Raw genomic sequence first — 24,351 nt, forward strand, 5'->3', positions numbered from 1 at the left:
AAGAGGATGGATCTCGGCCTGAACGGCAAGAAGGCGCTCGTCACCGGAGGAACCAGGGGAATCGGCAAGGGCATCGTGCTCGCCCTCGCCCGGCAGGGCGTGGACGTCATCACCTGCTACCGCCAGGACGGCGAGCAGGTCGCCGCGCTCGAACGCGAACTCAAGGAGATCGGCGGGCAGCACCACGTGCTCCGGGCGGACCTGAGCGACGCCGAGCAGACCGTCGCCCTGCTCGGCGAGTGCGCGAAGCGGTACGGCCGGCTCGACCTGGTCGTCAACAACGCCGCCGCGGTCAGCCACGTCCCCTACGGCGAGCTGGAGCTGGAGGAGTGGCAGCGGGTCGTCAATACGAACCTGACGGCCGCGTACCTGGTGATCCGGCACGCGCTGCCGCTGCTCGACGCCGGCGGCTCGGTGATCAGCATCAGCTCCAAGACCGTGGAGATCGGCATCCCGCTGCTGGCCCACTACACAACCACCAAGGCCGCGCTGCACGGCCTGAACAGGACGCTCGCCCGCGAGCTGGGCGGCAGGGACATCCGGTGCAACGTGCTGTCCCTCGGCATGATCCACACCGAAGCCGTGGACGCCATGCCCGAGGAGCAGCGCGCCGCGATGCTCAAGCGCTACGAGGAGAAGACCGCGCTCGGCCGCTGGGGCCGCCCGGCCGACGTGGCGGGCGCGGTGCTGTGGCTCGCCAGTGACCTGGCCAGGTACGTCACGGGCGCGGTCATCGCGGTGGACGGAGGGATCGCCTGATGTTCCGCGTCATGCTCCGCATGGAGATCAAGCCGGGCATGGAGCACGACTTCGAGCAGGTCTGGCTGAAGATCGGTGACGCGGTCACCTCCCACCCCGCGTGCCTCGGGCAGTGGCTGAGCCGCTCCCTCGAGGACGGGGGCTACTACATCGTCAGCGACTGGGTGGACGAGCCGAGGTTCCGCGAGTTCGAGACCAGCGCGCGCCACCTGGAGCACCGCAGGCAGCTGCACCCCTACCGCAGCGGCGGCACGATGACCACGATGGAGGTCGTCGCCTACCTGCCCGGCGAGGCCGGGAGTGCCGGCGCGGTCAGCCACGACGCGTGGGAGGCGGCTCGATGACCGGCAGCCTGCGCGTCCTGCTCTACCACAGGACCGACGACGTCGCCGCGATCGAGCAGGGCTACCACGTGGTGAGCCGCAGGCTGGCCGAGGTGCCGGGCATGGTGGGCAACGAGCTGCTGGGCTCGGTCCACCGGCCCGGCGAGTTCGTGGTGGTGAGCTCCTGGCGGAGCCTCGCGGACTTCACCGAGTGGGAGCACGGCCCCGACCACCGGCGGCAGACCTCGCCGCTGCGGCCGTTCCGCGACACCACCATGAGCCGCCCCTTCGGCGTCTACCACGTGATGGGCACGTACTGACCCCAGGTCCGGCCGCGAGGACGGGAGGTGTGACCGATGAACGGCGCCGAGTACTTCGGCAAGGCCGCTGTAGGGACGCGCGCGGAGGCGGAGTGGATCGTCTGCCGGAGCTGCAAGCTGCTGCTGTACGGCAAGCGGTTCACCCGCCACGCCAAGGTGTGCCCCGAGTGCGGCTGGCACAGCTCCCTGACCGCGTCCGAACGGCTCGCCCTCCTGCTCGACCCCGGCTCGACCACCACCGTCCAGCCGGGGGCGTCGGTGCGCGACCCTCTCGGGTTCACGGACCTGAAGCCCTACGCGGGCAGGCTGGTGGCGGCGCGGCAGGCGACCGGGCTGGACGACGCCGTGCTGGTGGCGCACGGGACGGTCCACGACCGGCCGGTCGTGGCGGCGGTGATGGACTTCCGCTTCCTCGGGGGCAGCCTCGGCTCCGCGGCGGGCGAGGCCGTGGCGACCGCGGCGGAGACCGCGCTCGGCTGCGGCTCGCCGCTGCTGCTCGTCACCGCCTCCGGCGGCGCGCGCATGCAGGAGGGCGTGATCTCCCTCATGCAAATGGCGCGGACCAGCAACGCCATGGCCGCGATGGACGAGGCCGGCCTGCTCACCCTCACGCTGATCACCGATCCCACCTTCGGCGGGGTGTCCGCCTCGTTCGTCACGCTGGCCGACGTGCTCATCGCCGAGCCCGGCGCCCGGATGGGCTTCGCCGGGCCGCGGGTCATCGAGCAGACCGTCAGGCAGCGGCTGCCCGAGAGGTTCCAGACCGCGGAGTTCCTGCTGGAGCACGGCCTCGTCGACACCGTCCTGCCCCGCTCCGAGGTGCCGAGGATGGTGGCGAACCTGCTCGGCGTCGCCGACGCGCCCGACGAGCGGTGGGGCGCGGACGTCAGGGACCCGATGGTGCGCGACCCCGCGCGGCTGGCGGCGCCGCCGGTCGAGGAGACCGTGCGCCGGGCCCGCGAGCTCGGCCGCCCGACCACCATGGACCACATCGCCGGCTGGCTGGACGACTTCGTCGAGCTGCGCGGGGACCGCACCGGCGAGGACTGCCGGGCCCTGGTCGGCGGGCTCGCCCGGCTCGACGGCCTCCCCGTCATGGTGATCGGCCACCAGAAGGGGCACGACCTCGACGCGCTCGTGCGCAACAACTTCGGCATGCCGTCACCGGCCGGCTACCGCAAGGCGGCCCGGCTGATGCGGCTGGCGGCCAAACTGCACGTCCCGGTGATCACGCTGATCGACACGCCGGGCGCGCACCCGGGCGTGGACGCCGAACGCGGCGGCCAGGCCCACGCGATCGCCGAATGCCTGCGCGTCATGGGCTCGCTGCCGGTGCCGATCGTGGCCGTGGTCAACGGCGAGGGCGGCAGCGGCGGCGCGCTGGCGCTGGCCGTCGCCGACCGGGTCCTGATGTGCGAGAACGCGATCTACTCCGTGATCAGCCCGGAGGGTTGCGCGGCCATCCTGTGGCGCGACGCGGAACGGCGCGCCGAGGCGGCGGCGGCGCTGCGGCTCAACGCCCGGTCGATGCTGGAGCTGGGCGTGATCGACGGCGTCGTCCCCGAACCGGCCGGTGGGGCGCACAACCGGCCGGACCGGGCCGGCCGCCTGGTACATGACGCGGTGGTGTGCGCGCTGCGGGACCTGCGCCGGTTGCCCGGCGTGCAGCTGGTCTCCGCTCGCCGGGCCCGGTTCCGCCGGTTCGGCTCACCAGCGGCGTGAAGACAGATCGAGGAGGCGTGGACGACGTGACCGAGACACGTGTCGAGAGTGCGGACGAGCAGCGGGCGGTGGAGCTCGGTTCGCTGGAGGCGGAGATGACCAGGCTCGGCGCGGAAGGGGCGATGGAGATCCTCTGCCGCAGCCTCAGCGGGGTGGTCGGCCTGGCGCCGTTCCCGCCGGCGCGGGCGAGCGCGCGGTTCGGGTGCGCCAGCATCGAGGTCGAATGGGCCTCCCCCGAGCCCGCGCCGGCCGCGCCGGCGGCCGGCGCGGCGGCGGCGGTGGAGGAGGAGGAGCCCGAGGCGGAGGAGCGGCACGAGGTGCGCGCCCCGCTGGTCGGCACGTTCTACCGGGCGCAGGAGCCGGGGGCCAAGCCGTTCGTCGAAGTGGGCGATGCCGTCGTCGCCGGCCAGCAGGTGGGCATCGTCGAGGCGATGAAGCTGATGAACCCGGTCGTCGCCGAGGTGTCCGGCTGGGTGACCGACGTCGTCGCCGGCGACGGCGAGCGGGTCGAGTTCGGGCAGCCGCTGGTGTTCCTGCGGCCAGGCGGGCAGGAATGACCCAGGCGGGCGGCGCCGGCCCGCCCTTCGAGACGGTGCTGGTCGCCAACCGCGGCGAGATCGCGCTGCGCGTGGTGCGTACGTGCAGGGAGATGGGGATCCGCACCGTCGTCGTGTACTCCACCGCCGACCGCGACTCCGCGGCCGTGCGCCTGGCCGACGAGGCGGTGCAGATCGGGCCGCCGGCCCCGAGACAGAGCTACCTGTATCCGCCGGCCATCATCGAGGCCGCGGTGAGCACGGGCGCGCAAGCCGTGCACCCCGGCTACGGGTTCCTGTCCGAGAGCCCGGACTTCGCGGAGATCTGCGCGCGCCACGGACTGACGTTCATCGGCCCGCCGCCCGAGGTGATGGCCCGGCTGGGCGACAAGGCGCTGGCCCGCCGGCTGATGGCGGACGCCGGGCTGCCGGTGCTGCCCGGCACCCGCGACCCGGTGAGCACCGTCGCCGAGCTGGTCCCCGCGGCCAGGCGGATCGGGCTGCCGCTGATCGTCAAGGCGTCGGCGGGCGGCGGCGGGCGCGGGATGGCCGTGGTCAGGACGTGGGAGGAGCTGGTCCCGGTGTTCCGCGCGATGCGGGCCACCGCCCGTTCGGTGTTCGGCGACCCCGGGGTCTACCTGGAGCGGTTCTGGGAGCGGGCCAAGCACGTCGAGGTCCAGGTGCTCGCCGACGAGCACGGCGCCGTCCTGCACCTCGGCGAGCGGGACTGCTCGGTGCAGCGCCGCCACCAGAAGCTGGTCGAGGAGACCCCGGCGCCGCGGCTGGCCGAGGGGATGGCCCGGCGGCTGGCTGAGTACGCCGTGGCCGGGGCGAAGTCCGTCGGCTACACCGGGGCGGGCACGTTCGAGTTCCTGGTCGACGAGGAGGAGGCCGCGTTCATCGAGGTGAACTCGCGGCTGCAGGTCGAGCACCCGGTGACGGAGATGGTGACCGGCATCGACCTGGTGCGGGAGCAGATCAGGGTCGCGTCCGGCCTGCCGCTCCCGGTCGGGCAGGAGGAGGTGCGCCCGCGCGGCGTGGCGCTGGAGTGCCGGGTCAACGCGGAGGATCCGGAGCGGCGGTTCGCGCCGTGTCCTGGCGAGCTGGCCGAGTTCGTGCCGCCGGGCGGTCCCTTCGTCCGGGTGGACACGCACGGTTACCCCGGCTGGCGGATCTCGCCCGACTACGACTCGCTGCTGGCGAAGGTCGTGGTGTGGGCCCCGGAACGGGAGCAGGCGCTCGCCCGGATGGAGCGCGCACTGGCCGAGTTCCGCATCGGCGGCGAGGGCGTGCGCACGACGCGGGACCTGCTCCGGGGCGTCATGGGGCACCCGGTGTTCCGCGCAGGCACGCACACCACGTCGTTGCTGGACGGGACGGACGAGCCGGCCGGCGGCACGGCGCCGGCCGGTTGACGACGATCGCCAAGGAGGCGGACATGGACGGGCGGGAGACACCGCGGGACCTCCGGGTCCTCGTGATCGGCGGCGGCATCGGCGGGCTCTGCCTCGCCCAGGGACTGCGCCGGGCGGGGGTGGACGTGCGGGTGTACGAGAGGGACGCCGCGGTCCACCGCCGCACCCAGGGCTACCGCCTGCACATCAGCCCGGAGGGCGAGCAGGCCCTGCGCGAGTGCCTGCCGCCCGAGGCCGCCGCGCTGCTGACGGCGACGGCGAACTCCCGGTACGGGTACGGCATGGCCGTCTACGACGAGCACCTCACCGAGCAGTGGTCGCCGCGGTTCACCGATCCGAGGGCGGCCGACCCGGACAAGGTGGACGCGGTGGACCGGGTGACCCTGCGCTACGTGCTGCTCGCCGGGCTCGACGGCGTCGTCTCCTTCGGCAAGCAGTTCACCGGGTACGAGCTGACGCCGGACGGCGAGGTCACCGCCCACTTCGCCGACGGGACGAGCGCCACCGGCTCCGTGCTGGTCGCCGCCGATGGCGTCAACTCGACCGTACGGGCCCAGTGCCGCCCCGCGGACCGGCCGCGCGACCTCGGCATCCGTACGTTATTCGGCCGGATCCCGATGGCGGACGCCGTCCGCGACGGCCTCCCCGAGACGCTGCAGGACCGGTTCACCTGGATCATGGGCACCGACGGCCACAAGCTGGGGCTGATGCCGATGGTCTTCCGCACCCCGCCGGAGGAGGCGGTGGCGCGGCTGTGGCCCGGCCTGGTCATCGAGGAGTCCGAGGACTACTTCATGTCGGTGTTCTCCATGCACCGCTCGCTGCTGGGCATGGCGGACGAGGAGCTGTTCGCGATGGACGGCGCCCGGCTCTGGGAGCTGGTGCGCGAGCGCACCGCCCGCTGGGATCCGCACCTCCGCAGGATCCTGGCCGCCGCGAGCACCGACGCGACCTTCGCGGTGGCCGTGCGCGCGACGCGGCCGATCGAGCCGTGGGAGCCGGGGCCGGTCATCCCGCTGGGCGACGCCGTGCACGCGATGCCGCCGTCCGGTGGGGTGGGGGCGAACACGGCCGTCCGCGACGCCGCCGTCCTGTGCCGCGCGCTGGTCGCGGTGGAGCGCGGCGCGGTGTCGCTGGAGGCGGCGGCGGCCTCCTACCAGGGGGAGATGCTGAAGTACGCGACGGAGGCGCTGAACACGTCGCTGGAGGTCGCCAGGTGGTCGCTCGGCCGCAACGACCTCGACGACCTCGACGGGTGAACGGGCCGGCGGGCCGGCGTCGCCGGCCCGCCGGGAGGTCGCCACGGTCGCTCACCAGGTCAGCGGCAGCTCCGCCGGCCGGGAGAACGCCGTGCCCCGGTTCCACCGCAGGCCGGACTCGGGTACGGCGAGCCGGAGCCCGGGCAGGTCCCGCAGCAGGGAGCCGAGGGCGATCTCCAGTTCGAGCCGGCCGAGCTGCGCGCCGAGGCAGTGGTGGATGCCGTGCCCGAAGGACAGGTGGGGGTTGGGCCTGCGGTCCAGCCGGAGCCCGTCGGCGTCGGCGAAGACCGTCTCGTCCCGGTTCGCCGAGTTGATCATGGGGAGGACGGCCTCCCCCGCGCGGATCAGCACGCCGTCGAGCCGCACGTCCTCCGTCGCGATGCGCAGCGCGCCGATGCCGCCGCCGGCCTGCGACCTGCGCAGCAGCTCGTCCACCGCGGCGAGGGGCGGCCGGTCGCCGCTGCGCAGCAGCCGCAGCTCGTCCTCCTCGCGCAGCAGGGTGAGCACCGCGTGCGCGATGCTCGCGGTGGTCGCGTGGTAGCCGGCCCCGAGGAGGGTGTAGCCGAAGGCGAGCAGCTCCTCCTGGGACAGCCGGTCGCCCTCGTCGCGCGCCTCGATCAGCACGGTCAGCACGTCGTCGGCCGGCTCGCTGCGCTTGGCCTCGATGAGCGCGGTGAGGTAGTCGTTCAGCCGTTCCCGCGCCTGCCTGACCTGGTCCTGCATGGCGCGGTCGAAGCTCAGCATGAGGTCCGTCCACTGCCGGAAGCGGCCGACGTCGGCGTAGGGGACGCCGAGCAGCTCGCAGATGACGGTGATCGGCAGCGGCTGGGCCAGGCCGCTCATCAGGTCGGCCGGCGGCCCGCTCTTCACCATCGCGCCGAGCAGGTCGTCGGTGATCTGCTGGATGCGGGGGCGCAGCGCCTCGACGCGCCGGGCGGTGAACGCCTTGGACACGAGCCGGCGCAGCCGGGTGTGCTCGGGCGGGTCCATCACGAAGATCGACTTGGAGCCCTCCGCGATGGGCAGCACGCGGGGCGCCCCCGGCGCGGTGATCGCCTCCCTGCTGAAGCGGGCGTCGTCGGCGAGCACCTGGCGTACGCTCTCGTACCGGCTGACCAGCCAGGCCAGGTCACCCGAGGGCAGGCGCACCCGCGCCACGGGCTCGTCGCGTCTCAGCTCGGCGTACTCCTGGGGCGGCTCCAGCGGGTCCGCCGGGGTGAACGGGAACGAACGCGCGGCATCGTCCATCGCCGGGGCCCTCCGTGTCGTGGGTCGGTGAGCGGGGGTGTGACGTCTCCAGCGTGACCGGGGCCGGTCGAGGGCGCGTCGAATCCGCCTGGAGCGTGGTCCTGCCCTCCGCGCCCCCAGCGGGGCTCCAGCGCTCCACCAGATCCAGAGGGGATCCTGCGGCTGACCGCGCACGCGACCGTGAAGGAGTGCCGCCCATGAACGCCGTACCCCCTGAGCTCGAACTGGTCCAGAGGATGGGCGAGCTGCGGCCGCACGAGTGGAGCACCGGGCTGATCCTGCGCGGTGCCGCGCTGCTGGGCCTGGCCGACCATCTGGCCGCCGGCCCCCGCACCGCCGCCGAGCTCGCCGAGGCGACCCGGACCCACCCGCCGAGTCTGGCCCGGTTCCTGCGGGCCTGCGCCGTGACCGGGATCGTGACGCCCGCCGGGCCTGACGAGTACGCGCTCACGGAGCTCGGCCGGGTGCTGCGCTCCGACGTGCCCTCGCTGCGCGGCTTCGTCATCGCGGTCAACGGCCCGGGGTTGATGCGGCCGTGGGAACGGATCGAGCACACGCTGCGCACCGGGCGGCCCTCCGCCACGGACACGCTGGGCTCGGACCTGTGGGGGTATTACGCGCGGCATCCGGACGAGGCCCGGCACTACGCGGAAAGCCTGATCCCGGTGTGCGGGCTCGCGGGGGCGGTGCTCACCTCCGTCTGCGACCTGAGCGGCGCCAGGACGGTCGTGGACGTCGGTGGCTGCCCGGGGACGCTGCTCGCCGCGGTCCTCGCCGCCGCCCCTCGGGCGCGGGGGGTGCTGCTCGACCTGCCCGCGATGCTCCCGCACGTCAAGGAGATCGTCGCCGAGCACCCCGCGGCGGACCGGATGACCCTCGCCGGCGGCGACTTCCTGGAGTCGGTGCCCGCCGGCGGGGACCTCTACCTGCTCAAGCACGTCCTCAGCGACTTGGACGAGACCGGCGCGAGAACCGTCGCCGGCAACTGCCTCACCGCCGCCGCGCCCGGCTCGCGGCTGCTCGTGATCGACTGGGTGACGACTGAGAAGCCGTCGTTCGCGCACGTCACCGACATCGACGCGATGGTCACCTTCGGGGGCCGGATCCGGTCCGAGTACGAGCTGACCGGCCTGCTGCGCGAGGCCGGCTTCCGGGACGTCCGGCGGCTCGCCGTGCCCGGCCAGGAGGACGATCCCCTCGCCTTCGTCGAGGCGATCCGCCCCTGACCGGGCCCGGCCGCGCTCACAGCTCCAGGCTCACGCCGTAGTGCTTGAGCCAGGAGTTGAACTGCAGCGCCATCTCCACGTTCATCCGGCTCGGCCAGTCCTGCGCCACGTCCTTCGGGTGTCTGAGCACCTCGTCGGCGGCGGACCGGTCGAGCAGCGGCAGGACGGGCGCGTTCGGGTCGGCCAGCAGGTCGGCCAGCTCCTGGTGCAGCGCCCGCGTGTAGGCGGGGTCCTGCGTCACCGGGTAGGGGCTCTTACGGCGGTCCAGGACGGAGGGCGGCAGGAGGTCCTTCACCGCGGCCCGCAGCAGGCTCTTCTCCCGCCCGTCGAAGGTCTTGAACGCCCAGGGCGTGTTGTAGACGTACTCGACGAGCCGGTGGTCGCAGAACGGGACCCGGGTCTCCAGCCCGGACGTCATCGCCAGCCGGTCGCTCCGGTCCAGCAGCATGGGCAGCCAGCGCGCCAGCTTGACGTAGCAGACCGAGCGCATCAGGTGCTCCCGCTCGTCCTCGCCCTCCTGGTGCGGGGCCTCCGCGAGCGCCTGGTGGTAGTTGTCGGCGTAATACCGGTCCATGTCCAGCTTCTGCAGGAAGCTCCGGTCGAACAGGCCGCGGCCCTGCCCGTTGGCGCAGCCCGGCTGCCGCTTCTCGTTCGCCACCCAGGGGAAGGTGCCGGAGCGGACGAGCTCGTCGTCGTGCACCCAGCGGAAGCCGCCGAAGATCTCGTCGGCGGTCTCCCCCGTCAGCGCCACGGTCGAGTGCTGCCGGATGGCGCGCAGCATCAGGTAGAACGAGGTGTCCATGTCCCCGACCGTGGTGGGCATGTCCTGCGCCGTCATGGCGGCCTTGCGGGCCTCCGGGTCGGTCAGGGCGGCGGTGTCCAGCACGATGTCGGTGTGGTCGGCGTCGACGTGCCGGGCGAGCTCGGCCGCGTACGGCGCGTCCGCGGTGTCCCTGGTGTCGTCGGGGCGGAAGTTCTCGCTGTACCCGACGTACGTGGTCGTGACGCTGCGCACCCGCTCCCCGTTGACCTTGCGCTGCCAGCGGGCGGCGAGCGCGGTGACCGCGCTGGAGTCGAGGCCGCCGGACAGCGTCGTGCACAGGGGCACGTCGGACACCAGCTCGCGCAGGACGATGTCCTCCAGCAGGGACCGGACGTGGTCGACGGTGCCGTCCAGGTCCTCGGTGTGGGGCCGCGCGCTCAGCGCCCAGTAGCGCCGCTCGACGACCTTGCCGGGCCGTACGGTCAGCGTGTGGCCGGGCCGCACCTCCCGCTGGTCGCGGAAGACCGCCTGCCCCGGCTGCTTGGCGGTGGAGAAGACCTCGCGCAGGCCGTCGAGGTCGACGGCGGTCCCGGTCTCCGGGTGCGCCAGCAGCGCCTTCGGCTCGGAGGCGAACAGCACGCCGTCGGGGCGCAGGCTGTAGAACAGGGGCTTGATGCCGAACCGGTCGCGGACGAGCAGCAGGCTCTGGTCGCGCACGTCCCAGACGCCGAAGGAGAACATGCCCTCCAGGCGCGTGGCGCAGTCGGCGCCCCACTCCAGGTAGGAGCGCAGGACGACCTCCGTGTCGCTCCTGGTGCGGAAGCGGTGGCCGCGCTGCTCCAGCTCGTTGCGCAGCTCGCGGAAGTTGTAGACCTCGCCGCTGTAGGTGATCACCGCGATCGTGCGGCCGTCCTCCTCGGCCGTCATGGGCTGGACGCCGCCCGTGAGGTCGATGACCGATGTCCTGGTGTGCCCCAGCGCCGCGTGCCCGGCGCACCAGACGCCTCTGGCATCGGGACCACGTGGTGTCAGGGTGTCGGTCATCGCGTCGATCGTCCGGTGCTCTCCGGACAGATCGCGTGCGAAGTCCACCCAACCGGCGATGCCGCACATACGGGCCTCCATCTGGTTGTCCGACTACCGTCGAGCCTGCTGGGACCGGCTCGAACCCGCCTCAACGGCGGATCGAGCCCCCTTGGCCCGGCCCGCGCAGGCCGAACAGGAAGGCGGTCAGGCGGGTGCGGCGCACCAGCACGTCGTACGCGGCCACGGTGAGCGCGAGCGACAGCGCGACGATGACCAGGTACTCCGCCAGGGCCGGCGTGTCCCTGCCGACGACGAAGAAGGCCACGGCCACGACGATCGGCTGGTGCAGGACGTACACGGGTAGGGCGGCGGGGGCCAGGTAGCCGTACAGGCGGCCGAGCGGCCGGTCCGGGGCGACGGCGCGGCCGAGGGCGGACGGCGTACGGTCGAGCAGGCGCAGGATCACGACCAGCAGGCACCACCCCGCCAGGCCGTGGAGCGCGCGTACCCCGGCCGCCAGGGGCGTCATGCCGGTGAACGCGTCCGCGCCCGGCTCCGTCAGGAGGGCGAACCCCGGCACGCTCGCCGCCAGCAGCACGATCCCCGCCACGGCCGCGGGCACCGTGTCACGGCGGATCGCGGCGGGGAACGTCTGGTGGGTGACGAGCACGAACCCGTACAGGAAGAACACCGCGTAGGCCCAGCGGTTCCAGCCGCCCATGGTCTCCTCCAGCCCGGCCGCGGCGGAGATCGCCGCGATCGGGAGGCCGAACAGCAGCGTCCCGCCCGGCAGGGCGGCCACCCGCGCGGGACCGGCGCGCAGCCGGCGGGCGAGCGCCCGCGGCAGCCAGCGCACCAGGGGCGCGAGCAGCAGGGAGAAGCACAGCAGCAGCACGAGGAACCACAGGTGCCCGGTCTCGAAGTACGTGCCCTTCAGGACGAACGGGAAGTCCGCCGGCGCCGGCCGCACAGCGAAGAACCTCGGCAGGAACGCCAGGTACGACTCGTGGTAACCGGGATCGGTCCGTAACCGTAACCACTGCGGGATCGGGGCGACGGTCACCATCGCCACCACGAACGGCACGCCCAGCCGCCGCAGCCGCTCGGCCGCGAACCCACCGGGCCCCCGGCGGCGCATCGAGTGCCACGCCCCGAACCCCGCGATGAGGAAGAGGAGGGGCATCGCCCAGACGACGCAGAGGGCGGCGACGAGGCCGGTGACGAGGAAGGGGGCGTCGCCGGTCCCGGCGTTGGTGACGTAGAAGCCGTCACGCGAGCCGAAGACCAGCGACGCGTGGAAGAACACCAGGCCCACGACCACGACCAGGCGCATGACGTCGAACTCGGGGCGCCGTTCCCGCGCCAGGTCCCGGGGCGCCCCGATGCCGGTCGTCATGCCTGCGCCTCCCCTGTGGGCCGTGGCCGGTCCGAGGGGGACGGCCGTCAGGCGGCCGCCGGCTACTCCCCTCTCTCCTTCACTCTGCCCCCTGCGACGCGATTATCTTCTTCATCACCTCGGCGAGGTCGTCGGCGACGGCGCGGACGTGGGGCGGCCGGAGCACGGACAGGTGGCCGCCGGCGCAGGCGCGCGCGTCGAGCCGGGCCGCGAACGGCCGCCAGCACTCGGCGAGCGGCACGGACCAGGCCGACTCCCGCGCCTGGTACAGCAGCACGGGAGCGGCGACCGGCCGCGGCCGGTACGTCAGCAGGGCGTGGGTGTGCGCGGCCAGGATGCGCACCCGCGCCTCGAACTCCTCCCGCGCCAGCGACAGCATGACCTCGGGCAGGTTGAGCTCCCGCATGAGCGCGCGGGCGCGGGACGAGCCCGCCAGGTCCGGCAGCGCCCCGGCGGCGGCGACCAGCGACGACAGCTCGTCGATCCGGTCCCGGTCGCGCTCCACCATGTCCTTGACGGGGCCGACGGGCAGGGCCGCGTCCACGGCGGTCAGCAGCGCGACCTCCGCGCCCTGCCGCTCGGCGAGCTCGGCGACCGCCAGGGCGACCGCCCCGCCGAGCGAGTAGCCCGTCAGGAAGTACGGCCCGGACGGCTGCATGCCGCGGATCGCGCCCCAGTACGTCTCGGCCAGCTCCACCAGGTCGCGCCCGGGGGCCAGCCCGAGCCTGATGCCGCCCGACTCGATCCCGACCAGACGGGCCACCGGCGAGAGGATCTCCGCCAGGTCTGTGTAGGCGCTGACGTTGCCGCCGATCTCGTGGAGGCAGAACATCATCGGGCCGGCCGGGCTGTCCCCGTTGAGTATCGCCATGGACACCCGCCCCCGGTCCCCGCCCTGCCACACCTGGAAGCGCCAGCCTGAGCCGCCGGCCGCGGTCCTCGCCCGCCCGCCGCCGGACACCCGCGCGGCCATCTCGGCCAGGGTCTCCGACTCGAACACCACCCGCGAGCTGAGCCGGATGCCGTGCTCCCTCGCCCTGGTGATGAGGGCGATGCTGAGGACGGAGTCGCCGCCGAGGTCGAAGAAGCCGTCGTGGACGCCGACCCGGTCGAGCCCGAGCACCTCCGCCCAGACCCGGGCGAGGGTCTCCTCGACGGGCGTGCGCGGCGGCACGAACTCCGTCTCCAGCCGGGGCCGCTCGCCGCCGGGGGCCGGCAGCGCCGCCCGGTCGATCTTCCCGTTGCCCGTCAGGGGCAGCTCGTCCATCCGGACGAAGCCGCTCGGCACCATGTAGCCGGGCAACGTCCGCCCGCACCACTCCCGCAGGTCGGCCGCGGCCGGTTCCGCGCCGTCGCCGGGGGCCCAGTAGGCGAACAGCCGCGTGTCGCCCGGCGTGACCTCGCGGGCCACCACCGCGCACGAGGCCACCGCCGGGTGCCCGGCGAGCGCCGACTCGACCTCGCCCGGCTCGATGCGGTGGCCGCGGATCTTCACCTGGTGGTCGATCCGGCCGGCGAACTCCAGCGACCCGTCGGGCAGCCACCGGACCAGGTCGCCCGTCCGGTACAGCCGCCGTTCCACCCCGCCGACGGTCCGGACGACGAACCTCCCGGCGGTCAGCTCGGGCCGGTTCACGTAGCCGCGGGCGACGCCGGCGCCGCCGATCCACAGCTCGCCGACCACGCCCACGGGGACCGGCCGCTCCCGCGCGTCCACCACGAACACCTCCGTGTTCGCGATCGGCCGGCCGATCGGGATCCTCTCGGCGGGCCGGCGGATGGTCGCGGTGGTGGCCGTCACGGTGGTCTCGCTGGGGCCGTAGACGTTGAACAGCGGCACGTCCGACACCTCGAACCAGCGCCGGACCTGCGCGGGCAGCACCTGCTCGCCGCCGAGGGAGACCAGCCTCAGGCTGGGGCCGAGCCGCCCGTCGATGCCGAGCTTGTCCACCAGCAGGCCCCACACCGAGGGCGGCAGCTCGCACACGCTCACCTCGTGCTCGACGATCGCGTCGAGCAGCCACTGCAGGTCCCACTGCCCCTGCCGGACGACCAGCCGCGCGCCGGCCACGAGCGGGGGGAAGATCTGGCCGATCGAGCCGTCGAAGGCGATCGAGGCGAACTGCAGGAAGGTGTCGCCGGGGGTGAGCGCGTACCGGTCGCGCAGCTCCACGACCCGGGCGGTCAGCGACCGGTGCTCGACCTGGACGCCCTTCGGCCGCCCGGTGGAGCCGGAGGTGTAGATGACGTACGCCAGGTCGTCCGGCCCCGCGCCGCCGTCGGGCGCGGTGACGGGGTGCCGGGCGATCGCGTCCCGGTCGGCGTCCAGGCGCACCACGGCGGCGGCGCCGGCGGCCCTGAGCCGGTCGTCCAGGTCCCGCTCCGACACGACCACGGACATGCCCACGTCGCGGATCAGGAACGCCAGCCGCTCCGGCGGATGGTCCGGGTCCAGCGGCACGTACGCGCCGCCCGCCTTCATGACGCCGAGCAGCGCGACGATCATCGGCGCGCCGCGCCCGACGCAGACCCCGACCGGAACCTCCGGGCCCACGCCGTGCCCGCGCAGGTGGTGCGCGAGCTGGTTCGCCCGCTCGTCGAGCTCCCGGTACGTCACCCGCTCCGGCCCCGCGACCACCGCGACCGCGTCCGGGCACTCCCGCGCCCGCTCGGCCACCAGCTCGTGCACGCCCCGTCCGGCCGGGTACGGCGCCGCCGTCCTGTTCCAGTCGACGACGATCCGGCGCCGTTCCGCCTCGGTCAGCAGCTCCAGCTCGCTCACGCGGGCGTCAGGATCGGCGGCCATCCCGGCCAGCACCTGCCGGAGATGGCCGGCCAGCCGGTCGATCGTCTCCGCCTCGAACAGGTCGGCCGAGTACTCGAGGCGCGCGGTGAGCGAGCCCGCCGCGTCCTGGGCGAACAGCCCCAGCTCGGCCGGGGTGACGGTGGTCCACGCCGACGCCGACGCGACCTCGATCCCGGCCGCCCGCCAGGCGAGGGCCGGCTCCTCCTCGAACGCGTACCGCACCGGCGGCGGCCCGGCGACGGTCGAGGCGTCCAGGAGGCCGCGCCCGGTGCGCGCCAGCGCCTCCCGCACGGTCGGGTCGCCGGACAGGTCGCCGCGGAACAGCCGGGTGTCGGCGGGGGAACCGTCGGCGACCGGCAGGCCCACCGGAACGTCGTCCCTGCCGGTGTACCGGCTGAGCACGATCTGGAAGGCCGCCAGCAGGATCGCGGCCACCGGCACGTCGAGGCGCGCGCCCAACGCCCGCGCCGCCTCCGCGTCCAGCGCGAACTCCCGCGCCGCGCCCCGGCCGGAGAGCTCCGGAGGGCGGACGTGATCGACCGGCAGCGGCAGCGCGGGCGGCTCGCCCGCCGGTCCGCCCCGTGGGGCCGCCTCCGCGCGGCGCGGCGCGGGAACGGCGGGCCGGCCGCGCGCCGCGGCCGCGTACAGCCGCGGGAGCTGCCGGCTGAGGCAGGTGAGCAGCCACGCGCCGGTCGCCAGCGGGTTCGTCGCCACCACCAGGACATCGGCCGCCGGCCGCCGGATCAGCGTGGCCCGCACCGCGGAGCGGGTGGCGAACCCCGCCCGCCGCTCCTGGCCGAGCACCTCGTCCACGGCTCCGGCGCCGTCCGTCTCCAGCACGCGCAGCTCGCAGTCGTCCATCGCCGCTTCGTGGACCCACAGCCGGGCCGCCGCGGCCCGCAGCGCCGCCCGCAGCGCCTCCACGTCGAGCCGTCCACGGAACCGGAGGACGACTCCCGCACCGCCTTCCATGTCAGACCTCTCCTCCCCCGCACAGGTTCGCCAGCGCGGCGCCCCGCTGGATGCGCGTGGCGCACCGGTCGAGGCTCGCGCCCTTTCCGCACACCACCGTGAACCCCGTAGGCCGGAGCGCCAGCTCCAGGCAGCGGAGCTGGGAACGGGGATCCAGGCCGAGGAACGCCGTCCTGGCCGCCGGCTCGGCGAAGAGCGTCGCGGCGGTGATGGCGCCGTACTTCGGGTCCGCCCAGTCCGCGACGTTGATCACGCCTGAACCGTCCTGCCAGTTGACGCCGGTGGCGACCGCCCACGGGAACTCGTGGGCGAACAGGCCGGCGACGGAGTCGAAGTCGTAGGCGTTCACGATCGGATGGAGGTAGGCGTCCGCGGCGGCGGCGACGTGCGCCTCGTCGCTCACGTCGGAGTGCGAGGTGCCCGAGCCGTAGCGCGCCATCGACAGGGACAGGCTCAGGTCCCGCAGCAGCTGGTCGGCGTCGGCGTTCCCGCCGGCCAGCAGGCGGACCAGGCGCCGCTCCAGCAGCCGGTCGTACTCGCCGTAGAGGTGGTAGAACCACGTGTACATGGCGCCGTCCGGCTCCAGATGGCCGGCCAGCCATGTGACGCCGGCCGGGGGGTCGGGCAGGTGATGGATGACGCCGGTGCTCGTGATGACGTCGAACCGCCGGCCGAGTGCCGCGCCGCCGATCTCGCCCTGCTCGAACGCGACGTTCCCGCAGCCGTGTCTTCTCGCCAGCTCCCGCGCCACCGCGAGGGAGCTGCCGCTGAAGTCGAGCCCCAGGAACGAGGTGTCGGGGAACTGCAGGGCCATCCCGACCAGCCGGTGGCCGGTGCCGCAGCCGGCGTCGAGCACCCGCCTGCCGTCGAGGTCCGTGAACGTCAGGTCCACGCCGATGGCCGTGTCGAAGATGGGCTCCGCGGCCGAGGTGGGCAACGGGTACGGGAAACGCTCGTACAGGTCGCGTACATCCCTGGGGTATGCGTGCTCAGTGGTCATTGATCGCCGCTCTTCTGCGTGACGTTGCTACCACGTGACGGGAATCTCGTGCGCCCCGTAGATCTGCATGTCGGAGCACATGGGCACCTGCTCGACCGGGACGGCCAGCCGCAGGCCGGGAAGACGCCGGGTCAGCCTGCCGAACGCGATCCGCATCTCCATCCGGGCGAGCTCCTGGCCGAGGCACTGGTGGGCGCCGTACGCGAAGCCGACGTGGCGCTTGGGCTCCCGCGTCACGTCCATGACGTCGGGCGCGTCGAACTGCGCCGGGTCGCGGTTGGCCGACTCGGTCGACAGCAGGATCGGGTCACCCGCGCTGATCCGCTGCCCGCCGATCTCCAGGTCGGCCTTGGCGGAGCGCGGCAGGCAGTACGGGCCGACCGTCAGGAAGCGCAGCATCTCCTCGACGCCGCGCTCGACGTTCTCGGGGTGCTCGCACAGGTTCACCCACTGCGTCCGGTGCGTCAGCAGCGCGAGCGCGCCGAGGCCGAGCATGTTGGCGGTGGTCGCGTACCCGGCGATGACCATCAGGTTGCCGATGGCCACCAGCTCGTCGTCGGTCAGCGGCACGCCGTCCGACGGCACGGCCTCGATGAGGCCGCTCAGCAGTCCCTCGTCCGGGCTCCGCCGCTTCTCCTGGACGAAGGCGCGCATGTCGGACGCCATCCCCGTCATCGCGTCGAGGAGCTCGTCCTTCGTCCGCTCCAGCCGCATGATCGTGTTGGTGCGCTGCTGGAACTGCTTGCTCTCCGAGTACGGCATGCCGAGCAGCTCGCAGATCACCATCGACGGGACCGGCAGCGCGAAGTCCCGCACCAGGTCGGCAGGCGGCCCGGCGGCGACCATCGCGTCCAGGTGCTGATCGACGATCTCCTCGATGCGCGGCGCCAGCGCCTTCAGCCGCCGGACGGTGAACTGCCCGGTCAGCAGCCGCCGGTACCGGGTGTGCTCGGGCGGGTCCATCCCGATGAAGGAGGTCCCGAAGCCGGAGGCCAGGTACTCCTCCGGGGTGAGCGTCACCGACGTGACCGAGGTCTGGAACCCGCGCCGGGCGCTGACGTCGGGGTGGATCAGCGCCGACGTCACGTCCTCGAAGCGCGTGAGCAGCCAGCCGGTCTTCCCGTCCGGCAGCGCCACCGGGCAGACGCGGCTCTCCTCCCGCAGGCGGGCGTACTCCGGCGGTGGGGCCAGCGGGTGCTCGCGCGCCAGCGGCAGAGGTCGGGGGGTCTGGGTCATCACAGTTCTCCCTTGGGAATCACAGGGGGCGGCGCCGCCGTGCGGGATCCGCCTGCCGTGCTGCTCCTCCACCTCAGCGAGGGTTCCTGGAGGATCGATCCAGCCTGGCTAGGAGAGGTCCTCGTCCAGCGGCGCCTGCAGGTACCTGCCGATCGCGCGCACGGTGGGCAGCAGCCAGTAGCGCTCCGGTGTCGTCGGCACCATCCCGAAGTCGATCCGCAGGAGCTGCCGGTTCGCCAGCTCCTGCAGCAGGAACTCGGCGAACTCCTCCGGCACGCCGAGCACCGCCGCCACCAGCACGGGCGGCAGGAACGGCGACGGGATCGCGCACAGCCTGCGGAACACCGTCCGCAGGGCCTCCGGCATCACCTCGTAGTTCCGCCGCACGCTGGTCACCAGCGGCGACCACGCGCCCACCAGGAACGCGCCGGTCGAGCGGGTGCGGCGGACCTGCTCGACCAGGTGGTCGATGGTCCAGTGCGGGCGGCTCGCCAGCCGGGACGCGGCGGCGTGCAGGATCGAGGGCAGGCCGTCGCACAGCTGGACCAGGTCGGCGGCGGCGTGCGGGTTCTCCGCGATCCGCTCGGGGCCGAGCACCTCGGTCAGCAGCCGCAGGCCGTCCTCCGTGCCGAGCGGCGGCAGGTCGACCACGGTGACGCCGCCCGGCAGGAACATCCGCCGCCGGCCGGAGATCAGCACCCCGCAGGGCCCCTCGACGGGCAGCACCTGCATGAGCTGCTTCACACTCATGGCGTCGTCGAGGACGATGAGCGCCTGGTGCTCGGCCGCCCAGGCGCAGAACATGCGGCGGCGGTCCTCGAACGCGGCGGGGATCCTCCTGTCGGGCACGCCCAGCGCGCGAAGGAAGCTGGCGAGCACCTCGCCGGGGTTGGCCGGGTCGCTGTCCTTGAGCATGCCGGCGTACAGCTGCGCGTCCGGGTAGCGGTCGCGTACCTCGTGCCCGGCCCTGATGCACAGCGACGTCGTGCCGGAGCCCGGCGGGCCGCTGACGACGACCACGTTCGGCCCTTCTCGCGAGCACGCGGAGAGCGCGTGCAGCATCATGGCGAGCTCGTCGTCCCTGCCCACCAGGATCCGCCCGTTCGGCGGGAGCTGGCACGGGTGCTCCGAGGCGCTGGTCAGGCGGGTCTTCGCGGTCGTGCTCACCGGGCGCGGGTCGAGGTCGCGCGAGGAGGTCAGCATGTCCTGGTGCAGCCGCCACAGCCGGTTGGACGGCTCGACGCCGAGCTCTCTCGCCAGCATCATGCGGGTCCGCTGGTAGACGCGCAGCGCGTCGGAACGCCGGCCCGCGCGGTAGAGCGCGAGCATAAGCATCGCCTGGAACCCCTCGTGAGTGGGCTCGCGCAGGGCGAGGCCGGTCAGCTCGCCCAGCAGCTCATGATGGCGGCCGAGCTGGAGATCGGCCTCGATGCGATGCTCCAGGATGCTCTTGCGCACCTCCTCCAGCCGCAGCGCCTCGGTCTGCAGCACGGCGCCGGGCGTGACGTCCACCAGCGCCGGTCCGCGCCAGAGGCGCAGCGCGTCCCGCAGCGTGTCGGCGGCCTTCTCCACCTCGCCGGCCTTCAGGTGGCACTGGCCGAGCGCCGCGAGTTGCTCGAAGCGGTAGGCGTCCAGCGCATCCGGGGCCAGGGACAGGGTGTAGCCGTTCGGCGTGGTGAGAAGGGCGGGCGCGCCGGCGTCGTGGTCCGGCCCCGGGGACGAGCCGTTGGAGGCGCGCAGGCCCAGAAGCTTCCTGAGCTGGTACACGTACGTCTGGAGCGTGGTGGTGACGCTGGCGGGCGGATCCTCCTCCCACAGCTCCTTGATGAGCTTCTCCGTGCTCACCACGTTGTTCGCGTGTATCCCGAGCAGACAGAGCACCCGGCGCAGTTTCGGCGCCGACGGTGTTACCAGCCCGTGATGCCGGACCTCCAACGGGCCCAAGAGGTGGATCTCCATTAGCCACACGTTCCTCACGGTTCACCGGTGCGAGCGGGTCTTGCCTGAACGCGTTCTGTTGGGGCGATGGCGGTGGCTCCCGGCGGGGGCACCGCGCGGGAGGAGGGCGCTGGGCGGCGCTCCTGTGACGCCAGGACACGACTTCCCCGACCGTGGCCACGGTCAGACCTCCTGAGGCACCTGGACCAGGGGCGGCCTCGCCGCCGGCTGCCGCGGCGCCTCGGGCGCGAGGCCGTCGCCCGCCTCCTCGGCGAACCGCCGGCCCACCTGCCGGACGCTGGGCAGGACCCGGTAGTGCGGCCACCCGTCCCGCGCTCCCGGGACGACCTCGACCAGCCACAGGTCCACCAGCTCCTCCAGCCGGTACTCCGCCTGGTACTCGGGCACCCCCAGCAGCCGCGCCACCGCCGGCACCGGGAACACGGCGGTGCCCGCCGTGCTCATCAGCCGGAACGTCCGGCGTGCGTCGGGGGAGGCGAGCCGGTAGCTCCGCTCGACGCTCTCGCGCGGCCCGATCCCCCCGCAGGCGGGCGGCACCGGACCACTCAGCTCGCCGCGGACCCGGCCCAGCGCCCGCTCCAGCGACTCGTGCGGCTCGCACAGCAGCCGCTCCGCCACGTCGCTCAGCGTCGAGGGCAGGCCGCCGCAGAGCTGGACGAGCTGTCCGGCCGCCGCCCGCTCCGCGGCCACCCTGCGGCAGCCGAGCAGGCCGGCCAGCAGCTCCACCCCTTCGTCGACGCCGAGCGGGCCCAGGCTCACGGTGCTGGTGATCTCCGGGGAGTAGAGCAGCCGGCGGCTCACCACGAGCACGCCGCAGGCCGAGTTGGACGGCAGCAGCGGCAGCAGCTGGCCGACGTCGGCCACGTCGTCGAGCGTGACGAGTATCCGGCGCTCCGCCGTCCAGGCGCGGAACAGCCTGGCCCGCTCCTCGTCGGCGGCGGGGATGAGGTCCTCGGGCAGGCCGATCGCCCGCAGGAGCGTCAGGAGCAGCCCGCCGGCGTCGAGCGGCCGGCCGGCCGCGTCCAGGGCGTCGGCGTGGACCTGCCCGTCGGGGTACCGCTCGGCGGCGCGGGCGCCCACCTCGGTGCAGAGCGCGGACTTGCCGGAACCGGGCGGGCCGGAGATGACGACCACCGCCGGGACGTGCTCGCGGCCCGCCGCCAGCCCGCGCAGCGCCAGCTCCACGTGCCGCTGCCGGCCGACCAGCGTCCCCTCCGCCGGGTGGACCGGCCCGGGGTGCACCGAGACGCGGTCCGCCACGCTCGGCACGTCGAGGCTGCGGTCGGCGGACATGATGGCGTGCTGGATCCGCTGGAGCCGGCGCGAGGGGTCGAGACCCAGCTCGCTCGCGAGGGCGGAGCAGGTCCTGCGGTAGACGTGCAGCGCCTCCTGCGGGCGTTCCGCCCGGTACAGCGCCACCATCAGCTTCGCCTGGAACCCCTCGTGGGTGGGCTGCTCCTCGGCGAGGCGGACCAGCTCGTCGAGCACCTCCCGGTGCCGGCCGAGCTGGAGGTCGGCCTCGATGCGCTGCTCCAGGGTGTTCCTGCGCAGCTCCTCCAGCCGCAGGACCTCGGCGCGGAGCACGGGCCCCTGGCTGACGTCGGCCAACATGGGCCCGTGCCACAGGCCGAGCCCCTGGGACAGGTTCGCGGCCGCCTGCTCGAACTCGCCCGCCTCGAGCGCGGCTCGACCGGCCTGCGCCAGCCGCTCGAACCGCATCAGGTCGACCACGTCGGGCGGCAGCGACATCAGGTAGCCGCCGAGCGAGGTGTGCAGGCCCGCGGCGTCCGGCCCCCGCTCCCCGCCGTGGTGCCGCAACGTCTTGCGGAGCTGGTAGACGTAGGTCTGAAGCGTGGTGGTGACCGTGGTGGGAGGGTTGGCGTCCCACAGTTCTTCGATGATCTGCTCGTTGGGCACCACGCTGTTGGCGTGGACGACGAGGAGGCTGAGCATCCGCCGTAGCTTCGGTGCCGACGGGGTGACGACGTCTCCCTCGCACCGAACCTCCAGCGGGCCCAGTAAGTTCACCTTCATGCCAAGCTGCTCCTCCGGAACGACGCGTCCCACTACGTGGATCTTCACGCCGTCGGACGCGGCCGAGCTGAAACCGTACGTTTTGTGCCCCCGGCTGAACGCACGCAGGAGGTATCCCGTGGAAGGTGATGGATCACCCGACCCCAGCTAATCTACCGCCGTTTGATTGCTGGAAATCAAGCCTCGCTATAGCGCCGCTGAAGCCGGTTCGGTCCCGGCCCTCCCGCTCCCCCTCGGGCGGACGGGGAGCGGACGGGACTCGTGCCAGCTCACGGCCGGTCAGGTTCCAGGGCGTGCCAGCACGGTCGCGCTCTGGAATCCCCCGAACCCGCTGCCCACGCTCAATACCACGTCCATCCGGTGCGGCCGCGCCTCCAGCGGCACGTAGTCGAGATCGCACTCCGGGTCGGCGTTGTGCAGGTTCGCCGTCGGCGGGACGACGCCGCGGTCGAGCGCGAGCGCGCACGCGGCGACCTCGATCGAGCCGATGGCGCCCAGCGAGTGGCCGATCATCGACTTGATGGAGCTGACCGGCACCCGGTAGGCCCGGTCGCCGAGGCTCCGCTTGAACGCCGCCGTCTCGTGCCGGTCGTTCTGCTTGGTCGCCGAGCCGTGCGCGTTGATGTAGTCGATGTCGTCGGCGCCGACCCTCGCCTGCGCCATGGCGACCCTGATCGCCTCCGCCATCTCCTTGCCGTCCGGTTTGAGGCCGGTCATGTGGAAGGCGTTGCTGCGGCCGGCGAACCCCCTGACCTCGGCGTAGACGCGGGCGCCGCGGGCGCGGGCCGCCGCCGCGTCCTCCAGCACCATCACCGCCGCGCCCTCGCCCAGCACGAACCCGTTCCGCTCGGCGTCGAACGGCCGCGAGGCGTGCTCGGGGTCGTCGTTGCTGGGCGAGGTGGCCTTGATCGCGTCGAAGCAGGCCGAGGTGATCGGCGACAGCGGCGCGTCCGTGGCGCCGGCGAACACCACGTCCGCCGAGCCCTCCTCGATCAGGGCGGCGCCGTGGCCGACCGCGTCGAGGCCGGAGGTGCACCCGGTGGAGATGAGCGCGGTCGGCCCTTCGGCCGCGACCTCCCACGCCACCTCGACGGCCAGCGTGCTCGGCACCATGAAGCCGTAGAGGTGGGGCACGCCGTAGGTGTGGTCGACGAGCCAGCGGCGGCCCTCGTCGGCGAGCACGGTGTACTCCTCCTCCAGGCTCATGGTGCACCCGACGGCGCTGCCGACGCTGACGCCCACGCGCCCCGGGTCGACGCGGCCGAGCTCGACGCCGCTGTCCGCGAGCGCCTCCCTGGCGCACACCACCGCGAACTGGGCGGCCCGGTCCATCCTGCGGACCTGCTGCGCGGACAGGCCCGACGCCCTCGGGTCGAAGTCCACCTCGGCGGCGATCCTGGACCGGAACCGACCGGCGTCGAAGAGGGTGATCGTGCGCGTGGCGGTGCTGCCGGCGGTCAGGAGCTCCCAGAACGGCTCGCGCCCGACCGCGCCCGGCGCGACCACGCCGATCCCGGTGATGGCGGCGGTCCTGCTCATCCCGCCTGCCCCACCTGGGGAGCGGGCGCCTCGGGGGCGACCACCTGCTCGGTGTCGACGTGCCCGAGCTCCGGCCGCGGGGCGAGCGGCGAGAGGTGGAACACCACCCGCGCCCGCTCGGCGCCGGTGTTGACCAGGCGGTGGCGCACCCCGATGGGCACGATCAGCGAGTCGCCCGGCGCCAGCGGCATCGGCTCGCCGTCGAGCGACATCTCCAGCGTTCCCGACACGACGTGCAGGAACTCCTCGGAGTACGGGTGGTAGTGCTCGGTGACGTACTCCCCCGCCTCCAGGAACAGCACGCCGCCGAAGCCCGAGGTGGTGCCGGCCGTCTTGGGGCTGAGGGTCACCCGGATGTCCCCGCCCCGCCTGCGGTTGGGGATCGCCTCGTCGACGTTGACCTTCACGGGCCGCCTGGTGCTCACATCGTCCTCCCGTCCCGGCTGGTCCAGACGTAGAACGGCGAGGCCATCGCGTCCTTGGGCTCCTTCCAGGCGGGGTCGTACGGCGCGACGAACTCGGTCAGCCTGGTGTTGACGTCCTGGTAGAGCGGGTGGCTGCGGACCCGGTAGAGGTTCGGGGAGATGTCCTGGTCGGCCTCCACCAGGTGGAAGTAGAGGTCGTGGAACCGGAAGAGGGTCCGCCGGGACACGCCCACCATGTGCGGCAGGTCCGAGGCGTCCGACGCGGCGAACACGTCGGCGATCTGATCGGTGTCCTTCGTCCTCAGCTTCGCGACGATCAGGGTGCGGTGCACGTCTGCCTCCAGCGAAAGGGGGTCGCCACTGACCCGCTCACGCTCGCCCGCGGCA

General features: G+C 73.4%; 19 protein-coding genes. 8 read left to right on the forward strand and 11 right to left on the reverse strand.

Annotated elements, in window-relative coordinates; translation table 11 throughout:
- The first annotated feature begins 6 nt into the window (after positions 1-6).
- From BMW85_RS04090 to BMW85_RS04120, 7 genes are read left to right on the forward strand one after another with little or no spacing between them, the layout of a single operon-like run.
- A complete protein-coding gene (locus tag BMW85_RS04090) occupies positions 7-759 on the forward strand; it encodes an SDR family NAD(P)-dependent oxidoreductase (RefSeq protein WP_091076909.1) in 753 nt (250 codons plus the stop codon).
- On the forward strand, positions 759-1,103 hold the full coding sequence (locus tag BMW85_RS04095) for an antibiotic biosynthesis monooxygenase family protein (RefSeq protein WP_091076913.1): 345 nt from the start codon (positions 759-761) through the stop codon (positions 1,101-1,103). Before BMW85_RS04090 ends, BMW85_RS04095 begins: the two co-directional genes overlap by 1 nt.
- Complete coding sequence (locus tag BMW85_RS04100) at positions 1,100-1,402, forward strand: antibiotic biosynthesis monooxygenase family protein (RefSeq protein WP_091076915.1); 303 nt, start codon at positions 1,100-1,102, stop codon at positions 1,400-1,402. The genes BMW85_RS04095 and BMW85_RS04100 overlap by 4 nt, the downstream gene beginning before the upstream one ends.
- Positions 1,403-1,438: 36 nt before the next feature.
- Complete coding sequence (gene accA, locus BMW85_RS51790) at positions 1,439-3,124, forward strand: acetyl-CoA carboxylase carboxyltransferase subunit alpha/beta (RefSeq protein ID WP_091076917.1); 1,686 nt, start codon at positions 1,439-1,441, stop codon at positions 3,122-3,124.
- A 26-nt stretch (positions 3,125-3,150) separates the two neighbouring features.
- Positions 3,151-3,681 carry an acetyl-CoA carboxylase biotin carboxyl carrier protein gene (locus tag BMW85_RS04110; RefSeq protein ID WP_245774594.1) on the forward strand — a complete coding sequence of 177 codons (531 nt, stop codon included), beginning with the start codon at positions 3,151-3,153 and terminating at the stop codon, positions 3,679-3,681.
- Positions 3,678-5,075: an acetyl-CoA carboxylase biotin carboxylase subunit gene (locus BMW85_RS04115; protein WP_091076919.1), complete on the forward strand. Its 1,398-nt coding sequence runs from the start codon at positions 3,678-3,680 to the stop codon at positions 5,073-5,075. The genes BMW85_RS04110 and BMW85_RS04115 overlap by 4 nt, the downstream gene beginning before the upstream one ends.
- Positions 5,076-5,098: 23 nt before the next feature.
- Positions 5,099-6,334 (forward strand): FAD-dependent oxidoreductase, encoded by a 1,236-nt coding sequence (locus tag BMW85_RS04120; protein ID WP_245774595.1) that lies wholly within the window; start codon positions 5,099-5,101, stop codon positions 6,332-6,334.
- 51 nt (positions 6,335-6,385) lie between these two features.
- Here BMW85_RS04120 and BMW85_RS04125 read toward each other — a convergent pair whose 3' ends face one another.
- Positions 6,386-7,582, reverse strand: a complete 1,197-nt coding sequence (locus BMW85_RS04125; protein WP_091076924.1) for a cytochrome P450 — start codon at positions 7,580-7,582, stop codon at positions 6,386-6,388.
- Between the two features lie 197 nt (positions 7,583-7,779).
- Between BMW85_RS04125 and BMW85_RS04130 the strand changes: the two genes are divergently transcribed.
- Entirely contained in the window at positions 7,780-8,808 is a 1,029-nt protein-coding gene (locus BMW85_RS04130) for a methyltransferase (RefSeq protein ID WP_091076926.1), read from the forward strand.
- A gap of 16 nt (positions 8,809-8,824) precedes the next feature.
- Here BMW85_RS04130 and asnB read toward each other — a convergent pair whose 3' ends face one another.
- The 10 genes from asnB to BMW85_RS04180 form a co-directional block, all read right to left on the reverse strand.
- Positions 8,825-10,696 carry an asparagine synthase (glutamine-hydrolyzing) gene (gene asnB, locus BMW85_RS04135; protein WP_342743378.1) on the reverse strand — a complete coding sequence of 624 codons (1,872 nt, stop codon included), beginning with the start codon at positions 10,694-10,696 and terminating at the stop codon, positions 8,825-8,827.
- A 49-nt stretch (positions 10,697-10,745) separates the two neighbouring features.
- Positions 10,746-11,993: an acyltransferase family protein gene (locus BMW85_RS04140; RefSeq protein WP_091076931.1), complete on the reverse strand. Its 1,248-nt coding sequence runs from the start codon at positions 11,991-11,993 to the stop codon at positions 10,746-10,748.
- Positions 11,994-12,072: 79 nt separating this feature from the next.
- On the reverse strand, positions 12,073-15,771 hold the full coding sequence (locus BMW85_RS04145; protein ID WP_091076932.1) for a non-ribosomal peptide synthetase: 3,699 nt from the start codon (positions 15,769-15,771) through the stop codon (positions 12,073-12,075).
- Position 15,772: 1 nt separating this feature from the next.
- Positions 15,773-16,771 (reverse strand): class I SAM-dependent methyltransferase, encoded by a 999-nt coding sequence (locus BMW85_RS04150; RefSeq protein WP_091076935.1) that lies wholly within the window; start codon positions 16,769-16,771, stop codon positions 15,773-15,775.
- A 27-nt stretch (positions 16,772-16,798) separates the two neighbouring features.
- Positions 16,799-18,007: a cytochrome P450 gene (locus BMW85_RS04155; RefSeq protein ID WP_091076937.1), complete on the reverse strand. Its 1,209-nt coding sequence runs from the start codon at positions 18,005-18,007 to the stop codon at positions 16,799-16,801.
- Between the two features lie 108 nt (positions 18,008-18,115).
- Positions 18,116-19,966, reverse strand: coding sequence for an AfsR/SARP family transcriptional regulator (locus BMW85_RS04160; RefSeq protein WP_091076939.1), 1,851 nt, complete (start codon positions 19,964-19,966; stop codon positions 18,116-18,118).
- A gap of 162 nt (positions 19,967-20,128) precedes the next feature.
- A complete protein-coding gene (locus BMW85_RS04165; protein ID WP_091076941.1) occupies positions 20,129-22,000 on the reverse strand; it encodes an AfsR/SARP family transcriptional regulator in 1,872 nt (623 codons plus the stop codon).
- A 279-nt stretch (positions 22,001-22,279) separates the two neighbouring features.
- The gene (locus BMW85_RS04170) at positions 22,280-23,539 is read right to left on the reverse strand and encodes a beta-ketoacyl-[acyl-carrier-protein] synthase family protein (protein ID WP_091076943.1); all 1,260 of its coding nucleotides are present in this window, start codon (positions 23,537-23,539) and stop codon (positions 22,280-22,282) included.
- Positions 23,536-23,964, reverse strand: coding sequence for a cupin domain-containing protein (locus BMW85_RS04175; RefSeq protein ID WP_091076945.1), 429 nt, complete (start codon positions 23,962-23,964; stop codon positions 23,536-23,538). The genes BMW85_RS04170 and BMW85_RS04175 overlap by 4 nt, the downstream gene beginning before the upstream one ends.
- Positions 23,961-24,296: a TcmI family type II polyketide cyclase gene (locus tag BMW85_RS04180; protein ID WP_091076948.1), complete on the reverse strand. Its 336-nt coding sequence runs from the start codon at positions 24,294-24,296 to the stop codon at positions 23,961-23,963. The genes BMW85_RS04175 and BMW85_RS04180 overlap by 4 nt, the downstream gene beginning before the upstream one ends.
- Positions 24,297-24,351: the final 55 nt, after the last annotated feature.

The organism is Nonomuraea wenchangensis, assembly GCF_900111685.1.
GTDB classification, from domain to species: Bacteria; Actinomycetota; Actinomycetes; order Streptosporangiales; family Streptosporangiaceae; genus Nonomuraea; species Nonomuraea wenchangensis.